The following is a 20,319-nucleotide window of genomic DNA, read 5'->3' on the forward strand; positions in this document are numbered from 1 at the left end:
GGTCATCGGCTCGGGTGCGGAGCGAGACCGAACAGCTGACGTCCAACCCGACGTGAGTACACAAGGATTGCCCTCGCGTGGCCGCGTCACACCCGAAGTCGGATGGACGCGCCCGGGGGCCCGAGGAGACTACGTGGCCGATCAAAGCCCGCCCGAAGATGTACAGAACGCAAACGCAGGTCGTACGGAGCCTCCCGGCACGGTGTCGTCTGTGGAAACCGACGCGGTGTCGTCGGCGCAACCCGACACGATCGAGCTGCCGACCAGGCTGCGCGTGCACGCTCTGGCAAAGATTCTGGGCGTCACCAGCAAGCAGTTGCTCGTCACCCTCGGTGAGCTCGGTATCGAAGCGCGCAGTGCACAGTCGAGCCTGAGCCGTGACGTCGCTGAGTCCGTTCGTGACTCGGTCAACGCGCCCACAGCGCCCACCGGGCAGACAGTCGAGTCGTCGACTGCCGCGCAGCCGGAGCCGGTTGCGGAGGAACCCGTCGACGCACCCGCCGTCGAGGCCCCGTGGTCCGAGCCGCAGCTGTTCACCAGCGCGACCGCTCCGGAGCCGGAGGCCGATCGGTCCGCGGCAACGACCGACCAGCCCACCGCGACGACGTTCGCCACCCCGCTGTTTCTGCAGCCCGCAGCCGTGGACGCCCCAGCGACGGAATCGGCGGAGTCACCGGCGGAGCCCCCGGCGCGCCGTCGCCGCAGCCGCAAGGCAGCGCCCAAGGACGAGGTCGCCGGCACCGACACCAGCGCGGACACCGACGGCAGTGAGTCCACGGTGACGCCGGAGACCGCTGCACCCGAGACCTCTGTACCGGAGACCTCTGCAGTCTCGACCGACCGGTCCTCTTCCGAGGCCGACGAGTCGAGCGCCGCCGAGGTATCGACCGACGGTGACGGGGACGACGATCAATCTCAGCCTCGACGCCGCCGCCGTGGCCGCCGTGGCCGCGGCCGTGGTCGCGGCGAGCAGTCCTCGGACGAGTCGAACGACGACAATTCCGACGACGATTCCGACGGCGACTCGGAGACCACCGATTCGGCCGACACAGAATCGACCGATTCCGACTCGGACGAGTCCTTGTCGAGTGACGAGCAGCAGTCGAACTCGGGACGACGCTCGCGTCGATCGCGCACTCGCAGCCGTACCTCGGACCGGCAGAACTCCGATTCGACCGATTCCTCCGACGACACGCGCACCGCGGACTCCTTGGCCGAGGACGGCGACGACGAGTCCGATTCGGGTGCCCAGGACAATTACGACGACTCCGACAACGGCGGTTCGGACGGGGACGGCTCCAGCCGTCGTCGTCGACGCCGTCGCCGGCGCAAGACCGGAGCAGAGGCCGCTGCCGAGGGTGCCTCGTCCGAGGACGATCCGCCCAACACCGTCGTGCACGAGCGCGAGCCGCGCAACAAGAGCCGGGCACCCCGGGACGAGGTCCAGGGAATCACGGGCTCGACGCGTCTCGAGGCCAAGCGCCAGCGCCGCCGCGACGGGCGCGATGCCGGTCGTCGTCGGCCGCCGATCCTCACCGAGTCCGAGTTCCTGGCTCGCCGCGAATCCGTCGACCGCGTCATGGTCGTGCGTGAGAAGGCAACTCCAGATCACCCGCTGACCACTCAGGTTGCCGTGCTCGAAGACGGTGTGCTCGTCGAGCACTTCGTCACCAGCAGTGCCACTGCGTCGATGGTCGGCAACGTCTACCTGGGCCGCGTGCAGAACGTGCTGCCCAGCATGGAAGCAGCCTTCATCGACATCGGGCGTGGCCGCAACGGCGTGCTGTACGCGGGCGAGGTCAACTGGGACGCTGCGGGGTTGGGCGGAAACTCACGGAAGATCGAGCAGGCTCTCAAGCCCGGCGATCAGGTTCTCGTCCAGGTCAGCAAGGATCCGGTGGGGCACAAGGGCGCTCGCCTGACCACGCAGCTGTCGCTCGCGGGTCGATTCCTCGTCTACGTGCCCGGTGGAAGTTCCACCGGCATCAGCCGCAAGCTGCCCGACACCGAGCGCAAGCGTCTCAAGGAGATCCTCCGCGACATCGTGCCTCCCGAGGCCGGCGTCATCATCCGCACCGCAGCGGAGGGCGTCAGCGAAGAAGAGCTCGCACGCGACGTGACTCGCCTGCAGGCGCAGTGGGCCAGCATCGAAGAACGCTCGGCCAACGCCGAAACCGGCAAGGGCGTGCAACCGCAGACGCTGTACGAAGAGCCCGACATGCTCGTCAAGGTCATCCGTGACCTGTTCAACGAGGACTTCTCCAAGCTCGTCATCGAGGGCGACAAGGCGTGGACGACGACGTCGAACTACGTCGAGACCGTGGCCCCGGACATGATGGAGCGGTTGCACCGATACGAGGCCGACGGCAGTTCCGTCGACGTCTTCGCCGCGCACCGCATCGACGAGCAGCTGGCCAAGGCCCTCGATCGCAAGGTCTGGCTGCCGTCCGGCGGCACCCTGGTGATCGATCGCACCGAGGCGATGACCGTCGTCGACGTCAACACCGGCAAGTTCACCGGGTCGGGCGGCAATCTCGAAGAGACGGTCACTCGCAACAACATCGAGGCCGCCGAGGAAGTCGTGCGCCAGATGCGGCTGCGAGACATCGGCGGCATGATCGTCGTCGACTTCATCGACATGGTGCTCGAGTCCAACCGCGATCTCGTACTCCGACGACTCACCGAGTCCCTCGGACGCGACCGGACTCGCCACCAGGTCTCCGAGGTGACCTCGCTCGGTCTGGTGCAGATGACTCGCAAGAAGCTCGGCACGGGGCTCGTCGAGGCGTTCTCCACCACGTGTGAGCACTGCCAGGGTCGTGGCATCGTCGTGCACCCGTTCCCCATCGACGCCAAGCCGGACAACGACGGCGGTCGGTCGAACTCGTCGCGTTCGGAATCGGGCAACTCGGGAACCAGCAGCAGGCGTCGTCGTGGCAAGGACAACAAGGCCGAGGGCAACGATCGGTCCGACGGCAACGAGCGGGCCTCCTCGAACGATCGTGCCGGTGCGGCAGACGGTCAGGAACACCCCGTGGTCGATCCGTCGATCAAGCGGGCGCATCCGGTGGCACTGGCCATGGCGGCGCACCACGACGACGTGGTGGCCGACGTCAGCCCCGCCGATGTCGAGACACCGGCCCCCGAAGCTCCCGGCGGCGACGCCGAGGTGACCGTGGTCTCCGCCGACGATGTGGAGGTTGCGGCCGCTGCGGTCGCCGACGCGGAGACGAACGTCACGGCAGCCGATGCGGCCACCGAGACCGAGGCCGACCAGCCTTCCGTCGAGCCGGTGGCACCGAAGGCTCGACGCGGACGGCGGGTGGCGCGCAAGGCAGCCGCGCCGACCGGCACAGCACCCGACGCGGGCATGGTGATCGTCGTTCCTGTCGCGGACGACTCCGCGGACGCCACGGCCTCCGACCAGGCGGGGACGGCACCCGACGAGGCGGCGGCTCCGCTCACGGCGGCGGCCGAGCAGTCCGTGGAGCCGGTGGAGGTGCCGGCGGCACGTCCTCGTAGACGGCGCGCAGCAGCGCGGCCTGCGGGGCCTCCGGTGGACATCGATGCCTAGCAGCGCGGGGCAGTTTGACCCTGGCCGTCTCTCTGCCGTAACCTTGATAAGTCGCTCCCGGTGACACCGTTCTGCTGTGCCGTAGTGGCCTTGCAGGAAACAACGGTTCTCGAGCGGGCCTAGGTGAACATCGCCGTGGCCGGCCGATAGGGAGCAAGCAAACACGTTTTACCAGACCAGTCGTGTTGCCATGCGCAACGCGAGCAAGTTCGAAGAAGCAAGGGGTAGCCCTCCGATGGCAACGTACGCGATCGTCAAGACCGGCGGAAAGCAGTACAAGGTCGCTGTTGGTGACCTCGTCAAGGTCGAGAAGATCGAGGGAGCGCCCGGCACTGCTGTCTCGCTTGCTCCGGTCCTCGTCGTAGACGGATCCGACCTGACCACAGATGCAGACAAGCTGGCGAAGATCTCGGTCGCCGGTGAGATCGTCGAGCACACCAAGGGCCCGAAGATCCGCATCCACAAGTTCAAGAACAAGACCGGATACCACAAGCGTCAGGGACACAGGCAGAAGCTCACTGTCCTCAAGGTCACCGGCATCAAGTAACCAGGTCCCCGCAGGACCTGAGTTCTTCCAAGCTGATTCACCCCGAGGAGGGTATGCAACATGGCACATAAGAAGGGCGCATCAAGCTCCCGTAACGGTCGCGACTCGAATGCTCAGCGCCTCGGCGTCAAGCGTTTCGGCGGCCAGACCGTAGGCGCAGGCGAGATCCTGGTTCGTCAGCGTGGCACGCACTTCCACCCCGGCGTCAACGTCGGCCGTGGCGGCGACGACACCCTGTTCGCACTCGCCCCCGGCGCAGTCGAGTTCGGTGCCAAGCGCGGTCGCAAGACCGTGAACATCGTTCCGGTTGCTGTAGAGGCCTAGTCCTTCTGCAGCGCTGGCGCTCACGATGGCCGACGCGACCGGGCAACTGCTCGTGTCGACCATCCACGGCGTACGTTCACAGCTCCCGATAGGGGCGGACCAGGGTCATGAGACCGGTCCGCCCCTATCGCTTTTTTCTCCCGCTTTCTCTTTCACGAAAGGATCGAAGACAGCTATGTCACGATTCATCGACCGCGTGGTGCTGCACGTCAGCGCCGGCAAAGGTGGCAACGGCTGCTCTTCGGTTCACCGCGAGAAGTTCAAGCCTCTCGGCGGCCCGGACGGCGGTAACGGAGGGCAGGGCGGCGGAGTCGTGTTCGTCGTCGACAGCAACGTCCATACTCTGCTCGACTTCCACTTCTCCAGCCATGCCAAGGCAGGCAACGGAACTCAGGGCATGGGTGGCAACCGCGAGGGTGCCAATGGCGAGGACCTGATTCTCAAGGTTCCCGACGGCACCGTCGTGCTCGACAAGAAGGGAAACGTGCTCGCCGACATGATCGGCGAGGGAACACGTTTCGACGCCGCTCCCGGCGGCCGCGGCGGCCTCGGCAATGCAGCTCTGGCTTCGAAGGCTCGGCGGGCACCCGGATTCGCGCTCCTCGGCGAAGAGGGCATCGAACGCGAGCTCGTCCTCGAACTCAAGTCCGTCGCAGACGTGGGCCTCGTCGGTTTTCCGTCGGCCGGTAAGTCGTCGCTGGTCTCGGTGCTGTCCGCAGCGAAGCCGAAGATCGCCGATTACCCCTTCACCACACTGGTGCCCAACCTCGGCGTGGTCTCCAGCGGAGACACCACCTTCACCGTCGCAGACGTTCCCGGGCTGATCCCCGGCGCGAGTCAGGGCCGAGGTCTCGGTCTCGACTTCCTGCGTCACCTCGAACGGTGTGCCGTTCTCGCGCACGTCGTCGACTGCGCCACACTGGATCCCGGCCGCGATCCGATCTCCGACGTCGATGCCCTCGAAGCCGAGTTGGCCGCGTACAAGCCGGCGCTGTCCGGAGACGCCAGCCTCGGCGATCTGGCCGATCGGCCCCGCATCGTGGTGTTGAACAAGGCCGACATTCCCGAGGGTGCCGAGCTGGCCGAGATGGTCACCGCCGAGTTCGAGTCCCGTGACTGGCCCGTGTACACCATCTCCGCGGTGACGCGTGCCGGTCTCAAGCCGCTGACGTTCGCATTGGCCAAGCTCGTCGAGGAGTACCGCACCGCGCATCCGGCTCCCGAGCCGCGGCGTCAGGTGCTACGCCCGGTCGCTCGGAACGACGACAGCTTCAAGGTCGTCAAGGATCCGGACATCCCGGACGGCTTCATCGTTCGCGGTACCCGACCCGAGCGTTGGGTGCGTCAGACGCAGTTCACAAACGACGAGGCCGTCGGCTACCTCGCCGACCGCCTCGCGCGGCTCGGAGTCGAGGACGCACTCATCAAGGCCGGCGCTCAGCCCGGTGCTTCGGTCACCATCGGCGACGTGTCGTTCGACTGGGAGCCGCAGACTCCGGCCGGTGTCGAGATCACGATGACAGGCCGAGGCACCGATGCCCGTCTCGATCAGGTCGAGCGCATCGGCGCATCCGAACGCAAGCATGCCCGCCAGGTACGTCGCGGGCTCGATACCGAACAGGAGTAGACGTGGCGGCGGTGCGTGAATCCGATTCGCTCGCAGAGGCTCTCACCGATACCCGTCGCACGATCGCCGATGCCAAGCGCATCGTGGTCAAGATCGGTTCCTCGGCGCTCACCAGCCTCGACACCGGTCTGGATCTGACTCGACTCGATCTGCTCGCCGACGCCATCGAGTCTCGGATGCGCAGCGGCACCGATGTGGTGGTCGTGTCCTCCGGTGCGATCGGCGCAGGGATGGCACCGTTGGGCCTGACCAAGCGACCACGGGACCTGGCCACCAAGCAGGCTGCTGCGAGCGTCGGTCAACTCGCTCTGGTTCATGCGTGGAGCTCGTCGTTCCACCGGTACGGGCGCACGGTCGGACAGGTTCTGCTGACCGCCGAGGACATCGCGCGGCGAACCAACCACCGCAACGCTCAGCGCACCCTGGATCGGTTGCGCTCACTCGGTGCCGTGGCCATCGTCAACGAGAACGACACGGTCGCCACCGCAGAGATCCGGTTCGGCGACAACGATCGCCTGGCTGCTCTGGTCGCCCACCTCGTCGGTGCGGACGCACTGTTCCTGCTCTCGGACGTGGACGGGTTGTACGACGGTGATCCCCGCAAAGGCAAAGCGACACTGATCCCGGAAGTGACCAGCCCCGAGGATCTCGACGGTGTCGTCGCCGGTTCGGGGGGAGCGCTCGGCACCGGCGGAATGGCCTCCAAGCTGTCCGCTGCGCGTCTCGCGGCCGACGCCGGCGTTCCGGTGTTGCTGGCCGCGGCATCCGATGCTGCTCATGCGCTGACGACGTCCGCGGTGGGTACCGCTTTCGCTGCCCGGCCGACGCGGTTGTCGGCGCGCAAGTTCTGGGTCCGTCATGCTGCCGATGCTGCGGGAGAACTGCACCTCGACGCCGGGGCCGTGCGTGCCGTGGTGGAGCGGCGACGATCGTTGTTGTCCGCTGGTATCACGTCGGTGACGGGTTCTTTCCACGGCGGAGACGTGGTGTCGTTGGTCGATCACGCTGGCGTACTGGTGGCTCGCGGGGTCGTCGCGTACGACTCGGGGGAACTCGCCGGGATGCTCGGGCGGTCGACAGGGGAGTTGGCCGCAGAGCTACAGCGCCCGGTGGTTCATGCCGACGATCTGGTTCCTGCCTGATCGACGTCGTCGGCCAACGCGGTCGCTACCTCGGAACACCCGGCGTGCAGTGTGAGAGAAGCGAATTCGTCGCCCCGAGTGGTGCCGCGGTTGACGATGACGATGGGCTTCGACGTCTTGGACGCGTGTCTGACGAACCGCAGGCCCGACATCACGGTCAGTGAGGATCCGAGCACCAGCAGCGCGTCGCTTCGGTCGACGAGATCGTATGCCTCGGCCACGCGCGGCTTGGGCACGCTCTCACCGAAGTAGACGATGTCGGGTTTGAGTATGCCCGAACATGATTCGCAGTCGACCATGCGGAAGTGCGCGGTCGAGGAAATGATGGCGTCGGCATCGGGGGCGATCTCGACGCCGTCCGCGGGCGCAACGGACTCGAGAAAACCGGGATTGGCGCGATCGAGTCGGCGGGCCAACTCGAAACGCGAGATCAACCGCTCGCAGTTCAGGCAGCGAACTCGGGCGTAGACGCCGTGCAGGTCGATGACGCGTCGGCTGCCCGCCTTGGTGTGCAACATGTCGACGTTCTGGGTGATGATCCCGGTGACGACGCCTGCCCGTTCGAGTCGGGCGAGAGCTCGGTGGCCGTCGTTGGGCACGGCGGCGTCCATGTGTCGCCACCCGACATGGTTGCGGGCCCAGTAGTGCCGACGGAATTCGGCGTCACCGATGAACTGCTGGAACGTCATCGGGTTTCGAGGCGGTGACTGCGGACCGCGGTAATCGGGAATCCCGGAGTCGGTGGACATGCCCGCACCGCTGACGACGGTGACGGTCTTCCCATCGAGCAGGGAAGTCAGCTGCTCGTACGGTGCCGCGGACACAGGGGTTGCATTCACTTCGTCCAGGATAGCGATCCCTCGCCGGATGGGCACCGTAGATACGCCAATGGCCCGCACCGACCTGGATAGCGTCGGTGCGGGCCGTGAAGATGTGCCAGTGTTACGCGGGTACCTCGACGAGGGGGTACACACCGTTCTCGTCGTGCGTCTCGTTGCCGACGACGGGAGGGTTGAACACGCAGAGCATGCGCATCTGGGTGCGCGGCTCGACAGTATGGCGCTCGTGTCCGTTGAGCAGGTACATCGATCCCGCACCGAGCTCGTAGGTCTCGCCGGTCTCGCGGTCCGTGAGCGTTCCCTCGCCCTCGATGAGCCAGACGGCCTCGACGTGATTGGCGTAGTGGAAGTTGTTCACCGTGCCGGCCTGGATCGTCGTCTCGTGGAACGAGAATCCGACCTTGTCGCCGCCGAGAATGATTCTCTTGCTGCGCCAGTTGCCGTCTTCGCTCGAGATGTCGCGGTCGGTACCGGTGATCTCCTGCGTGGTGCGAACGATCATGTCGATGTCCTCCTTCGATATCGGTGCGTGCGAACGGGTCTCTAGGAGAGGACCTTCGCGACGGCACTTTCGATGATGTCCAGGCCGCGATCGAGCTCGTCGATCGTCGTGGTCAGCGGGGGAAGCAGCTTGACGACCTCGTCCTTGGGGCCGGCGGTCTCGACGAGCAGACGCTCGTCGTAGCACAGCTGAGACACCTTGCCGGCGAGTTCTGCGTCGTCGAACACCAGGGCCTGAACCATGCCACGGCCGCGGGTGGAGATGCCGTCGAACTTGGCGCACAGCTTCATGAACCGGTCCTGGATGTGCTCGCCCTTGACGAGGGTTTCCTTCTCGAACATGTCGTCGGACCAGTAGTGATCGATGGCGGCCTTCGCCGTGACGAACGACGGGTTGAACCCGCGGAAGGTGCCGTTGTGCTCGCCCGGTGCCCAGACGTCCAGCTCGGGCTTGAACAGAGTCAGTGCCAGCGGCATGCCGTAGCCGCCGATGGACTTGGACAGCGTGACGATGTCCGGGGTGATGCCGGCTTCCTCGAACGAGAAGAACTGGCCGGTGCGTCCGCAGCCCATCTGCACGTCGTCGACGATCAGCAGGATCTCACGGCGCGAGCACAGCTCGGCCAGGGCGCGCAGCCACTCGGGGCGCGCGACGTTGATGCCGCCCTCACCCTGGATGGTCTCCACGATCACTGCGGCCGGGCGGTTGAAACCGCTGCCGGAGTCGTCGAGCACGCGCTCGAACCACTGGAAGTCCTCGGTGACGCCGCCGAAGTAGTTGTCGTACGGCATCGGAGTGGTGTGCACCAACGGAATTCCGGCTCCCGCTCGCTTCATCGAGTTGCCGGTGACCGACAGCGCGCCGAGGGTCATGCCGTGGAATGCGTTGGTGAAGTTGATGATCGCCTCGCGGCCGGTGACCTTGCGAGCAAGCTTGAGTGCGGCCTCGACGGTGTTGGTGCCCGTCGGCCCGGGGAACTGAACCTTGTAGTCCAGGCCGCGGGGATCGAGGATGTTCTTCTTGAACGACTCGAGGAACTCGCGCTTGGCGACGGTGGACATGTCGAGTCCGTGGGTGATGCCATCGCTGGTGATGTAGTCGACCAACGCGCTCTTGATCATGTCGTTGTTGTGGCCGTAGTTGAGAGCGCCTGCGCCACCGAAGAAGTCGAGGTAGTCGTTGCCGTTCTCGTCGGTGATGACCGAGTTCTTCGCGGTGGTGAACACGGCGGGCCACTGGCGGCTGTAGCTGCGCACGCCGGACTCGACGGTCTCGAATACATCGGGCTTCTCTGTTGTCACGGTGTTCTTTTCGGTCATGTTCTGCTTGTTCCTTTCGTAATTCCGCGACGCGTCGGGGCCTACTGTGTAGAGCTCCTCGGCTTCGTGGCTATCAGGGAAATCGTTGGGCGCGAACAAATCCGACCTGACGATATCGGTGCCTCGCTTGCGTGCGAGGCTGGTGAAGGTTGCGATCGACGCTTCGTTGTCCGGGCTGATCGTCGTTTCCAGATGCGTGATGCCCTGTGGCTCGAGGCGGTCGAGCAGCTCCATCAGCATGCGACCGGCAAGTCCCTTGCCACGCTGGTCCGCATCCACGGCGACCTGCCACACGAACAGTGTGCGCGGGGCGTCCTGGCGGATGTATCCGGTGACGAAACCGACTGCGCGGCCGTCGATGTCGGATACGACGGTGGTGGCCGCGAAATCACGACACCACAACACGTACGAGTAGCTGGAATTGAGATCCAGAACTCGCGAATCTCTTGCGATCTCCCAGAGCCGGACTCCGTCGGAGATCTGTGGCTTACGAAACTTCACTGCGTCCGGCGCAGTGAGCGGGGTACCTCTCAGCAATGCGGGCTTCATAGGAAATACAAACGTAACAAGGTCGCCGAGGCATATCGAGTGCGCCGGGAAATCGACCCCGGAATCGGACATGCTTTCCCAGGTTAACCCGTCAATGTGATGCTGGTCACTTCATCGGCGCCCGGCTGGCTGTACCCGTAACGACGGAATTCAAACCACCCGCTTCCGACGGACCGCTACTTCGGTGTCGCCAGAGCGCACGGAAGTACCGCTTCGGCACCCGCAGATCGCAGAGCCGACGTGGCGCAGGTGAACGTCCACCCAGTGTCGGTCAGCAGATCGATCAACAGAATCGGCCCTGTCACGGACGATACGTCCGGAACGTCCCAAGAGTCCACCAGCCCGGCGACCCTGAACGCCGAATTGGCCGCCGAGACCGGCGGATGACCGGCCCTGACCTGCATGACACCGAGATCGTCCAATTTTCCGACGGCGGCCAACCGCTCGGCGATCGATCGCACCAACACCGGGTGGGTGGGGGAGTCGAGAGCCAGAACGGCAGTCGGTCGCTGCTTCCAGTCCCAGTTGGCGAGCACGGTGATGCACGCCTTCTCCAATGCGTCGGTGGCCGGAGCATCGGGTGCATCGAGCAGGGCACGCAGCCGGCTGCCCCAGCCGAGGTCGGTGAGTCGACCCAGCACGCGCCCGGGTTCGTGTGGGTCGGCGATCTTGCCCGAGAGCGACACCCCCAGCTTCTTCATGCCGCTGGGCCACTGCTTTCTCGGCTGCAGGTCGATGCCCGGCCGGTCCAATCGTGCCCGTGCCGAGTCGACTGCGGCCGCATCCACCGATGCCGACAGGTGCTCACCGGTGCAGTTGTCGCACCGTCCGCACCTGTCGGACTCGCTACCGGGTGCGCCCAGATCCGGGTCGTCGAGCTGCCTGCGCAGGAACTCCATCCGGCAGCCGTCGGTGCCCTGGTAGTCGATCATGGCCTGCTGTTCGCGGTCCCTGGCCTGTTCGAGACGCTCGTAACGTCCCGCGTCGTACGTCCACTGTTCCCCGGTGGCCATCCAGCCGCCACGAACGCGTCTGACCGCGCCGTCGACGTCGAGGACCTTCAGCACCATCTCCAGCCTGCTGCGATTGAGTTCCACCAGAGGCTCCAGCGCCTGCGTCGACTGGGCCTTGTCGGTGTTCAAGGCATCGATGACCTGCCGCACCAGATGCTCGCGGGGGAACGCGACGGAGGCGAAGTAGCTCCAGATCTGGCGATCCTCGTGACCGGGTAGCAGCACCACATCGGCGCGCTCGGTGGCGCGACCGGCTCGGCCGACCTGCTGGTAGTACGAGATCGGGGACGAGGGTGCCCCCATGTGCACGACGAAGCCGAGATCGGGCTTGTCGAAGCCCATGCCCAGTGCGGACGTGGCGACGAGGGCCTTGACTCGGTTGGCCAGCAGGTCACCTTCGAGCGATTCGCGCTCGGTTGGATCCGTCTGACCGGTGTACGACGCTACGACGTGGCCCTGATCGGTGAGCAGCGCCGCGAGGTCCTTCGCGGCCGAGACCGTCAGCGTGTAGATGATTCCCGAACCCGGCAGGGTTTTCAGGTGATCGGCGAGCCACGCGGCCCGTTCGGTGGCGTTGTCGATCTTCACCACCGCCATGCGCAGAGAGTCGCGTGCGAGCCCGCCGCGCAGTACCAGCGTGTCGCCGCCGCCGACACCCAGCTGTGCGGCGACGTCGTCCACCACGCGGTCGTTCGCCGTCGCTGTGGTCGCGAGCACGGGGATACCGTCGCGCAACTCGGCGATCAGGGTTCTGATACGTCGATAGTCGGGCCGGAAATCGTGGCCCCAGTCGGAGACGCAATGTGCTTCGTCGACCACGACCAGGCCCGCATCGCCTGCCAGGGACGGCAGCACCTGATCGCGGAAATCCGGATTGTTCAATCGCTCCGGACTGACCAGCAGCACGTCGAGCTCGCCCGAGGCGACCTGCTGATGGATGTCGTCCCACTCGGTCATGTTGCCGGAGTTGATGGTGGCAGCACGGACGCCCGCCCGCTCGGCGGAGGCAACCTGGTTGCGCATCAACGCCAACAGCGGAGAGACGATCACCGTCGGACCGAGTCCCTGTGCGCGAAGCAGTTTCGCCGCGATGAAGTAGACCGCCGACTTGCCCCAACCGGTCCGCTGCACCACCAACGCCCGCCGCCGGTGCACGACGAGGGCCTCGATGGCCGTCCACTGGTCTTCCCGCAGCACCGCAGCCGGGCCGGCGAGTTCGCGCAACAACTCTTCGGCGCTCGCGCGCAAGTTCCCGGTCGTGGGCTCCGTGGTCGTTGTCATAGGCTCCATCGTGCAGCAAGCATCCGACATCCAACGCGGGCCGGTCGGAAACGGTCGGACCGTGCAGCCCGAGAGGACCAGCGGTGATCGATCCCGATTCCGATTCGATGCCGGCCGACCAGGGCCCCGTGCACCGTCACCTCTGGGCACTGGCCGTGGTGTTCGTCGGCGGTGCGGCGGGCACGGCTGTCCGCTACGTGATCGAGGAGCAGCTTCCGCACTCGGCGTCGCAGTGGCCGACGGCCACCTTCGGCATCAACATCGCCGGTGCGTTCGTGCTCGGGCTTCTGCTCGAGTCGCTGGTTCGCGGCGGGCCCGATGCAGGAGTTCGGCGCAGATTACGGTTGCTGCTCGGTACCGGTCTCTGCGGCGCGTTCACCACGTACAGCACGTTCGCCCTCGAGGCGGTGGACGGGATTCGGGGTGGGTTCACCGGGCTGGCATTGGCATACGCAGTGGTCAGCGTGATTCTCGGAATACTTGCAGCCTGGGCTGGAATCGTGTTGGCAGGCAGGGTCATTCGATGATCGCGCTGTGGATCGCGGCGGCCGGCGGGTTGGGGGCAGTCTTTCGCTTCGTCGTCGACGCTGAAGTGAAATCACGTCTCGCGGCGCGGACGAGCTTTCCCTGGGCGACGGTCGGCATCAACGTGTCCGGGTCGTTTCTGCTGGGTGTGCTGGCCGGATGGGTGATGTTCCGAGCCGGCTCCACCGACGTTCAAGCCGTCATCGGTACCGGGTTCTGCGGCGGGTACACCACCTTCAGCACGGCGAGTGTCGAGACCGTGCGGTTGCTCCAGCAGGGGCGTCGACGCGATGCCGCCGTCAACGTGACAGTCACCGTGCTCGCGTCCGTACTCGCGTGCGCAGGCGGCCTGGCGCTCGCGTCGTCGATGTAGGACGGTCGCGACGAGGACGAATTCGTGATCCATCCGGTCTCGCGCGCGACGTAGAAGTCGGAACTCGTCGAGGTCGGGGGCATTCATCCTGCGGCCGCATCTCGCAGTGCGTCGATGTCTGCGCGAGTACCCGAGGACGTACTCGCATCAGGCCTCGTCGCGGCGAAAGACCCGGCAGCGCAGGCCCATTCGACTGCCGTTCGCGGTCCGTCGAACCAGGACGCGGCCAGTGCTCCGGCAAATGCATCGCCGGCACCGGTGGTGTCGACGGCGTCGACGCGCGGAGCGGCGACCTCGAACGATTCCGAGCCGCGGTATCGAGCGCCTCTGGCACCGAGGGTGGTGATCACGTGCGCCACTTCGTTCACTCGGTTTCCGAGACGGGCTTCCTCGGCTTCGTTTACCACGAGCACGTCGGTGGCCGCCACCAGGGCGTCGGGCAAATCCTGAACCGGTGACGGGTTCAGCATCGTCACCACGCCGCGAGAGCGGGCGTACTCGAATGCGGTCACCACGGTGTCGAGCGGAATTTCCAACTGACACAACAGGATAGCGGCGTCGGAGATGACGGCGAGGTCGTCGTCGGTGAGGTCCCGAACGTGTTCGTTCGCCCCGGGGACGACGACGATGCTGTTCTCGGCGTGATCATCGACGGAAATGGCGGCAATTCCGCTCGAACCCGGTGCCGTACGCAGCGCTCGGTCGTCCACGCCCGCGCTGGACAGTGTTCGGCGCAGTGTCTCACCGAATTCGTCGTTTCCGACCGCTCCGATGAACGACACCGGAACGCCGGCCTTGGCGGCGGCGATGGCCTGGTTCGAGCCTTTGCCGCCCGGTGAGGTGGTGAACGATGTGCCCAGCACTGTTTCGCCGGGGTCGGGCAGGGAGGGGGTCCGGGTGATCAGATCCATGTTGATGCTGCCGAGAACGACGATGCGGGGGTTCGAAGCGGACACCGACGAACTGTATCGCTCCGGCAGTCGGCCCTGACCCCGAACTGCCAATTGCAGATTGTTGACAATCTGAATTCGGTGAGTGACGATGGCACGCATGACAGCGTCGACTCGCACCCACCTCAGCCCGGCACTCAAGCAGGCGACCCCGATCGTCGTCGATCACGGAAAGGGCAGCTGGATCATCGGCACGGACGGGCGCAAGTACCTCGACTTCACCACCGGTATCGGCGTCACCAGTACCGGGCACTGCCATCCCCGCGTGGTCGAGGCCGCGCGCGAGCAGGTGGGCAAGATAATCCACGCGCAGTACACGACCGTCATGCATCAGCCGCTTCTGGCGCTGACCGACAAGCTCGGCGAGGTGTTGCCCGCAGGGCTGGACAGCGTGTTCTACGCGAACTCCGGGTCCGAGGCCGTCGAGGCATCGATTCGGTTGGCGCGCATGGCAACCGGACGGCCCAACATCATCGCCTTTCACGGGGGGTTCCACGGACGCACGGTTGCGGCCGCGTCGTTGACCACCGCGGGCACCAAGTTCCGTTCCGGATTCTCGCCGATCATGGGCGGAGTGCACATCGCACCGTTCCCCTACGCCTTCCGGTACGGCTGGGACATGGACACCGCGGTCGCCTTCGCGCTCAAGGAACTCGACTACCTGCTGATGACGATGTCCAGCCCCGCAGACACCGCTGCGTTCATCATCGAACCGGTACTCGGTGACGGCGGTTACCTGCCCACGCCTCCCGAGTTTCTCGAGGGACTTCGCGAACGGGCGGACACCCACGGGATCGTCCTCATCGTCGACGAGGTCCAAGCAGGAGTCGGGCGCACCGGAAAGTTCTGGGGCCACCAGCATTCGACCATCACACCCGACATCGTCATCACCGCGAAAGGTCTGGCCAGCGGATTCCCGATCTCGGCCATCGCGGCATCGACGGAGTTGATGGGCAAGGCGTGGCCCGGATCGCAGGGCGGCACGTACGGCGGCAATGCCGTCGCCGCTGCCGCGGGTGTCGCCACGCTCGACGTCGTGCGTGAGGAAGGTCTGGTCGACAACGCTGCCGCGCAGGGCCGAGTTCTGCTCGACGGCCTGCTGGCACTGAAGTCCGAGCACTCCGCCATCGGTGATGCACGTGGACTCGGCCTGATGCAGGCACTCGAATTCGTCGACAGCGCAGGCAATCCCGATGCTGCGGCCGCCCTGCGCGTGCAACAGGGTGCGATCGACGAGGGGTTGTTGCTGCTGACCTGCGGCGCGCTCGGCAACGTGGTCCGGATCATCCCGGCGCTGATCGTGAGCGACGACGAGATGCGGCAGGGCCTGGACGCGTTGTCGCGCACGCTGAAGAACGTGCTGTGACGTCTGCTCAGGTGCGGTCCCCGATTCCAGCCCTCGTGCAGCGAGTGCTGGAGATGGGTATCGAGATCGACGATTCGTCTCGACGGCTCGCCGAGTACTCCTACGACGCCTCGAACTACCGAATTCCGCCTGCGGCTGTGGTCTTCCCCCGTAGCGCCGACGAGGTTGCCTCCGTGATGGTGCTGTGCGGGGCCGCGGGAGTCGCAGTGATCGGCCGCGGCGGCGGAACGTCCATGGCTGGCAACGCGATCGGCCGCGGAATCGTGATCGACTTCTCCCGCCACATGAACCGCGTGATCTCGGTGGACACCGACGCGCGGACCGCGGTGGTGGAGCCGGGAATCGTGATCTCGGAGTTGCAGCGTGAACTGGTGGCGCGCACCTCGGGGACGTTCACCTTCGCACCCGACCCGTCCAGCAAGACACGTGCGACGGTGGGCGGGGCAGTCGGCAACGACGCGTGCGGCAATCACTCGGTGCGCTACGGACGAACAGCCGACCACACGGTGGCCATGGATGTGGTCACCGCCGACGGGCACCTACTCCGGGTGACCCGTAGTGGTGTGGAGGCAGTGCATTCGGAGGATGCGGCGGCGACCGATGCAGCCGAACGTATCTCGCGCGAGTTGCAGTCGCTCGCGGCCGACAACCTCGCGCTCTTCAGAGTCGAGTTGGGCCGCATACCGCGACAGGTGTCCGGATTTCACCTCTCGCATCTACTGCCCGAGAACGGATTCGACGTTGCTCGTGCACTCGTCGGGAGCGAGGGCACGTGCGCGGTGATCGTTTCGGTCACCGTCGCCGTCGTTCCCGTGCCTCCTGCGGCGTTGTTGCTCTGCCTCGGATACGAGAACGTGGTGGCTGCTGCCGCCGACGTGACGGCCATTCTCGAGTTCTCGCCTGCCGCTGTGGAGGGTATCGACGACAACATCGCCCACACGATGGAGTACCGGCGCGGACCGGATTCCATCCGCGGTCTGCCTGCGGGAAACGCGTGGCTCTACGTCGATCTCGACGGGGCCGATGCGGCCGAGGTCGAGGACAAAGCGGCCCGTCTGCTCGAGGCGCTCGGTCGTCTCGGCCGCGTCAAGGAAGGTCGCATCGTCACCGACCCGGCCGATCGAACAGCGCTGTGGCGAGTACGTGAGGACGGCGCAGGTCTGGCGACTCGACTCGCCAGCGGAGTCGAGTCCTGGGGTGGCTGGGAGGACGCCGCCGTCGCACCCGAGAACCTGTCCGCCTACCTCGCCGACCTGAACTCGCTTCTGGCCGAACACGATCTGACCGGCGTGATGTACGGACACTTCGGTGCCGGCTGCATGCACGTGCGCATCACGTTCGATCAGCGCACCGACGCCGGGCGACGGGTGATGTACGACTTCCTGCGCGCCGCCGCGCGGGTGGTGGTCAAGCACGGGGGCAGCCTGTCGGGCGAGCACGGTGACGGCAGGGCCCGGTCGGAACTGCTCCCGGTGATGTACTCACCGCGTATGCTCGACGCCTTCGCGCGGTTCAAGCGCATCTGGGATCCCCGCGGGATTCTGAACCCGGGTTCGATCACCGATCCGGAACCGATGATGGACAACCTCATGCTGCAGGGCATCCCGCAGCGGGAATGGAAGACGACCTTCGATCTGCACCAGATCGGAACGCGGGCAGATCTGGATCCGTTCGTGCACGCCACTCAGTCGTGTGTCGGAGTCGGCAAGTGTCGTACGACGTCGGGAGGCGTCATGTGCCCCAGTTTCCGGGCGACCGGCGACGAGAAGGATTCGACGCGCGGCCGGGCCCGAGTGCTGCAGGAGATGGTGCGCAGTTCGCCGACCGTTGCCGACGGATGGGCATCGAAGGACGTAGCCGAATCGCTCGACCTGTGCCTGTCCTGCAAGGCCTGTTCGTCGGATTGTCCGGTCGGCGTGGACATGGCGACGTACAAGTCCGAGTTCCTCGATCATCACTATGCGGGACGACTGCGGCCGCTCTCGCACTATTCGCTGGGCTGGTTGCCTCGCTGGCTGAAGGTGACACAGCGAACGGCACCGCTGCTCAACCGTCTGCTCACTCCGCGCATCGCCGCGCTGGCGGCTCGACTCGGTGGGCTGACCACCGAGCGGCCGTTGCCGCGCTTCGCGTCGGCGAAGGAACTTGCTGACGAGATACGGATCGGCGGAGGCCGCGCCGCCGACGTGGTGTTGGTCGTCGACACGTTCACCCAGGGTTTTCGGCCCGAGGTCGCGGGCGCGGCGCAGCGCGTGCTCGAGGATTCCGGCCGCAGCACCGAATGCCGGACCGACGTGTGCTGTGGCCTGACCTGGATTTCGACGGGCCAGCTGAAGGCCGCCCGCAAGCACCTCACGAAAGCCGTTGCTGCACTGGACGACGGCACCGACCGACCCATCGTCGTCACCGAACCGAGCTGCGCTGCGGCGTTCCGCAAGGACATGCCGGAGCTGGTTCCCACCGCGGCCGCGAGACGGGTCGCGGCGCGGGTGCAGAGTTTCGCCGGCGCGGTGATCGACCAGGCCGCCGCCGGGTGGGTGCCCTCGGCCGAGGTTCCCGAATCGGTGACGGTGCAGACCCATTGCCACGAATACGCGGTGTTCGGAAACGCCACCCAGCGCACGGCGTTGGCTGCCGTCGGTATCGAGGCGGTGCGCGAGGCCACCGGATGCTGCGGGGTCGCAGGAAACTTCGGCTTCGAGTCTCGCCACTACGAGCTCAGCATGGCCGTGGCCGAGCAGGCCCTCGCCCCGGCGGTTCGCGCCGCCGAGCCCGACACCCCGATTCTGACCGACGGATTCTCCTGCCACATGCAGGTGCGACAACTCACCGGTGACCTGACCAGCGATGCGTCCGTACACCTGGCGCAAGTACTCGATCCACGTTCGACGAAAGGACCGCGGCCATGACCGCCAGTTCGACCAGCCTCACGCGTCCCACGATCACTGCTCCGACCGAACTGTTCGTCGGGGGCGCGTGGACTGCCGCAGCATCCGATGTCCGATTCGATGTCGTCGATCCCGCCAGCGGCGAGGTCATCGCCAGGGTCGCCGACGGCGGCATAGTCGATGCCGAGAACGCCATGGCCGCAGCGGTCGATGCCGCCGCCGACTGGGCCGCGACTGCGCCGCGGGCACGCAGCGAAATCCTGCGCACAGCATACGAATTGATCATGGCGCGGCAGGAGGAGCTCGCTGAGATCATCACCGCGGAAATGGGAAAGCCACTGGCCGACGCTCGCGGTGAGGTGGCGTACGGTGCCGAGTTCTTCCGCTGGTTCTCCGAGGAAGCGGTGCGCATCTCGGGCGATCACACCCTCACCGGAGACGGCAAGAACCGCATCGTGGTCACCCGGGCACCGGTGGGTCCGTGCATTCTCGTCACTCCGTGGAACTTCCCGTTGGCAATGGGAACTCGCAAGATCGGACCGGCGTTGGCTGCGGGATGCACCGTGGTGTTCAAGCCGGCCGAGCAGACGCCGCTGACCGCATTGGCTCTGGCGGAAATTCTGCACGACGCGGGTGTTCCGGCGGGAGTGGTCAACGTCGTGACCACCACCGACGCGTCGGGCGTGGTGGGCTCGTGGATGAGCAGCGGTGCGGCCCGCAAGATCAGCTTCACCGGATCGACTGCGGTGGGCAAGATTCTGCTCGAGCAAGCTGCGTCGACGGTGATGCGCACCTCGATGGAGCTCGGCGGCAACGCACCCTTCATCGTCATGGACGACGCTGACCTCGCACGCGCCGTGGACGGTGCCATGGTCGCCAAGATGCGCAACATGGGTGAGGCGTGCACCGCCGCCAACCGGTTCTTCGTACACCGAAGTGTCACAACGCAGTTCGCGGACAAGCTCGCCGAGCGCATGGGTGCGCTGTCGGTGGGGGCCGGTAGTGCGCACGGAACCGAGGTTGGTCCGCTGATCGACGAGGCGGGCCGCGCCAAGGTGCAGACACTCGTCGACGACGCACTTCGGCGTGGCGCACGTGCGATCGTCGGGGGAGTGGCTCCGGACGGACCCGGCTACTTCTACCCGCCGACGGTCCTCACCGACGTCGATGCGGCGTCGGATCTGATGTCCCAGGAAATCTTCGGACCGGTGGCCGCAATCGTCCCGTTCGACACCGAGGACGAGGTGATCGCCCTCGCGAACGACACCGAATGGGGACTCGTCGGATATGTCTTCACCCAGGACATCGACCGGGCTCTGCGGATGGGGGAGCGCCTCGAGGTGGGAATGGTCGGCCTCAACACGGGTCTGGTGTCCAATCCGGCTGCGCCGTTCGGTGGCGTCAAACAGTCCGGACTCGGCCGTGAGGGCGGAAAAGTCGGAATAGACGAGTTTCTGGAGTACAAATACTTCGCCATTCCCCGAGGCTGAGAGAGGTTTT

The 20,319-nt window shown here is 66.0% G+C and carries 15 protein-coding genes and 1 pseudogene; 10 read left to right on the forward strand and 6 right to left on the reverse strand.

Annotation, left to right across the window (positions count from 1 at the left end; all coding sequences use genetic code 11):
• Positions 1–133 precede the first annotated feature (133 nt).
• The 5 genes from QM615_RS09580 (at position 134) to proB (ending at position 7,214) form a co-directional block, all read left to right on the forward strand.
• On the forward strand, positions 134–3,574 hold the full coding sequence (locus QM615_RS09580) for a translation initiation factor IF-2 N-terminal domain-containing protein (RefSeq protein WP_149406233.1): 3,441 nt from the start codon (positions 134–136) through the stop codon (positions 3,572–3,574).
• 235 nt (positions 3,575–3,809) lie between these two features.
• Positions 3,810–4,121 carry a 50S ribosomal protein L21 gene (rplU, locus tag QM615_RS09585; protein WP_032394581.1) on the forward strand — a complete coding sequence of 104 codons (312 nt, stop codon included), beginning with the start codon at positions 3,810–3,812 and terminating at the stop codon, positions 4,119–4,121.
• Between the two features lie 60 nt (positions 4,122–4,181).
• A complete protein-coding gene (rpmA, locus tag QM615_RS09590) occupies positions 4,182–4,445 on the forward strand; it encodes a 50S ribosomal protein L27 (RefSeq protein WP_032379202.1) in 264 nt (87 codons plus the stop codon).
• 175 nt (positions 4,446–4,620) lie between these two features.
• Positions 4,621–6,072 (forward strand): GTPase ObgE, encoded by a 1,452-nt coding sequence (gene obgE, locus QM615_RS09595; RefSeq protein WP_149406232.1) that lies wholly within the window; start codon positions 4,621–4,623, stop codon positions 6,070–6,072.
• A 2-nt stretch (positions 6,073–6,074) separates the two neighbouring features.
• Positions 6,075–7,214 (forward strand): glutamate 5-kinase, encoded by a 1,140-nt coding sequence (gene proB, locus QM615_RS09600; RefSeq protein WP_188078663.1) that lies wholly within the window; start codon positions 6,075–6,077, stop codon positions 7,212–7,214.
• On the opposite strand, the gene QM615_RS09605 is transcribed toward proB, so the two are convergent.
• The 5 genes and pseudogenes from QM615_RS09605 to QM615_RS09625 form a co-directional block, all read right to left on the reverse strand.
• Positions 7,187–8,038 carry a Sir2 family NAD-dependent protein deacetylase gene (locus QM615_RS09605; RefSeq protein WP_094640217.1) on the reverse strand — a complete coding sequence of 284 codons (852 nt, stop codon included), beginning with the start codon at positions 8,036–8,038 and terminating at the stop codon, positions 7,187–7,189. The genes proB and QM615_RS09605 overlap by 28 nt on opposite strands.
• Positions 8,039–8,156: 118 nt before the next feature.
• On the reverse strand, positions 8,157–8,555 hold the full coding sequence (locus QM615_RS09610) for an ectoine synthase (RefSeq protein ID WP_032379201.1): 399 nt from the start codon (positions 8,553–8,555) through the stop codon (positions 8,157–8,159).
• Positions 8,556–8,596: 41 nt separating this feature from the next.
• Positions 8,597–9,874: a diaminobutyrate--2-oxoglutarate transaminase gene (gene ectB / locus QM615_RS09615; RefSeq protein WP_262498410.1), complete on the reverse strand. Its 1,278-nt coding sequence runs from the start codon at positions 9,872–9,874 to the stop codon at positions 8,597–8,599.
• Positions 9,875–9,922: 48 nt separating this feature from the next.
• A pseudogene (gene ectA / locus QM615_RS09620) lies at positions 9,923–10,495 on the reverse strand (diaminobutyrate acetyltransferase); the annotation flags it as partial.
• A 104-nt stretch (positions 10,496–10,599) separates the two neighbouring features.
• Complete coding sequence (locus tag QM615_RS09625) at positions 10,600–12,717, reverse strand: RecQ family ATP-dependent DNA helicase (protein ID WP_149406231.1); 2,118 nt, start codon at positions 12,715–12,717, stop codon at positions 10,600–10,602.
• A 107-nt stretch (positions 12,718–12,824) separates the two neighbouring features.
• Between QM615_RS09625 and crcB (QM615_RS09630) the strand changes: the two genes are divergently transcribed.
• Together crcB (QM615_RS09630) and crcB (QM615_RS09635) are read left to right on the forward strand one after the other, a co-directional pair.
• Positions 12,825–13,244 carry a fluoride efflux transporter CrcB gene (gene crcB, locus QM615_RS09630; RefSeq protein WP_149406365.1) on the forward strand — a complete coding sequence of 140 codons (420 nt, stop codon included), beginning with the start codon at positions 12,825–12,827 and terminating at the stop codon, positions 13,242–13,244.
• Positions 13,241–13,615, forward strand: a complete 375-nt coding sequence (gene crcB, locus QM615_RS09635) for a fluoride efflux transporter CrcB (protein WP_149406230.1) — start codon at positions 13,241–13,243, stop codon at positions 13,613–13,615. Before crcB (QM615_RS09630) ends, crcB (QM615_RS09635) begins: the two co-directional genes overlap by 4 nt.
• Before the next feature lie 83 nt (positions 13,616–13,698).
• On the opposite strand, the gene QM615_RS09640 is transcribed toward crcB (QM615_RS09635), so the two are convergent.
• Positions 13,699–14,571: a ribokinase gene (locus QM615_RS09640; RefSeq protein ID WP_262498384.1), complete on the reverse strand. Its 873-nt coding sequence runs from the start codon at positions 14,569–14,571 to the stop codon at positions 13,699–13,701.
• Positions 14,572–14,665: 94 nt separating this feature from the next.
• On the opposite strand from QM615_RS09640, the gene QM615_RS09645 reads away from it, so the two are divergent.
• The 3 genes from QM615_RS09645 to QM615_RS09655 are packed head-to-tail and all read left to right on the forward strand — an operon-like array spanning position 14,666 to position 20,309.
• Positions 14,666–15,931, forward strand: coding sequence for an aspartate aminotransferase family protein (locus tag QM615_RS09645; RefSeq protein ID WP_068052448.1), 1,266 nt, complete (start codon positions 14,666–14,668; stop codon positions 15,929–15,931).
• 53 nt (positions 15,932–15,984) lie between these two features.
• A complete protein-coding gene (locus QM615_RS09650) occupies positions 15,985–18,840 on the forward strand; it encodes an FAD-binding and (Fe-S)-binding domain-containing protein (protein WP_149406364.1) in 2,856 nt (951 codons plus the stop codon).
• Complete coding sequence (locus QM615_RS09655) at positions 18,837–20,309, forward strand: NAD-dependent succinate-semialdehyde dehydrogenase (protein ID WP_149406228.1); 1,473 nt, start codon at positions 18,837–18,839, stop codon at positions 20,307–20,309. Before QM615_RS09650 ends, QM615_RS09655 begins: the two co-directional genes overlap by 4 nt.
• Positions 20,310–20,319 lie beyond the last annotated feature (10 nt).

Origin of the sequence: Rhodococcus sp. IEGM 1341 (assembly GCF_030056895.1) — a bacterium.
Classification (GTDB): domain Bacteria; phylum Actinomycetota; class Actinomycetes; order Mycobacteriales; family Mycobacteriaceae; genus Rhodococcoides.

Excerpts from the sequence above, each read along its gene's own strand:
- QM615_RS09655 (WP_149406228.1), top strand. The coding sequence starts at position 18,837 with ATGACCGCCAGTTCGACCAGCCTCACGCGTCCCACGATCACTGCTCCG.
- QM615_RS09625 (WP_149406231.1), bottom strand. The coding sequence starts at position 12,717 with ATGACAACGACCACGGAGCCCACGACCGGGAACTTGCGCGCGAGCGCC.
- rplU (WP_032394581.1), top strand. The coding sequence starts at position 3,810 with ATGGCAACGTACGCGATCGTCAAGACCGGCGGAAAGCAGTACAAGGTC.
- QM615_RS09610 (WP_032379201.1), bottom strand. The coding sequence starts at position 8,555 with ATGATCGTTCGCACCACGCAGGAGATCACCGGTACCGACCGCGACATC.
- QM615_RS09650 (WP_149406364.1), top strand. The coding sequence starts at position 15,985 with ATGGGTATCGAGATCGACGATTCGTCTCGACGGCTCGCCGAGTACTCC.
- obgE (WP_149406232.1), top strand. The coding sequence starts at position 4,621 with ATGTCACGATTCATCGACCGCGTGGTGCTGCACGTCAGCGCCGGCAAA.
- crcB (WP_149406365.1), top strand. The coding sequence starts at position 12,825 with ATGCCGGCCGACCAGGGCCCCGTGCACCGTCACCTCTGGGCACTGGCC.
- QM615_RS09645 (WP_068052448.1), top strand. The coding sequence starts at position 14,666 with ATGACAGCGTCGACTCGCACCCACCTCAGCCCGGCACTCAAGCAGGCG.
- rpmA (WP_032379202.1), top strand. The coding sequence starts at position 4,182 with ATGGCACATAAGAAGGGCGCATCAAGCTCCCGTAACGGTCGCGACTCG.
- ectB (WP_262498410.1), bottom strand. The coding sequence starts at position 9,874 with ATGACCGAAAAGAACACCGTGACAACAGAGAAGCCCGATGTATTCGAG.
- crcB (WP_149406230.1), top strand. The coding sequence starts at position 13,241 with ATGATCGCGCTGTGGATCGCGGCGGCCGGCGGGTTGGGGGCAGTCTTT.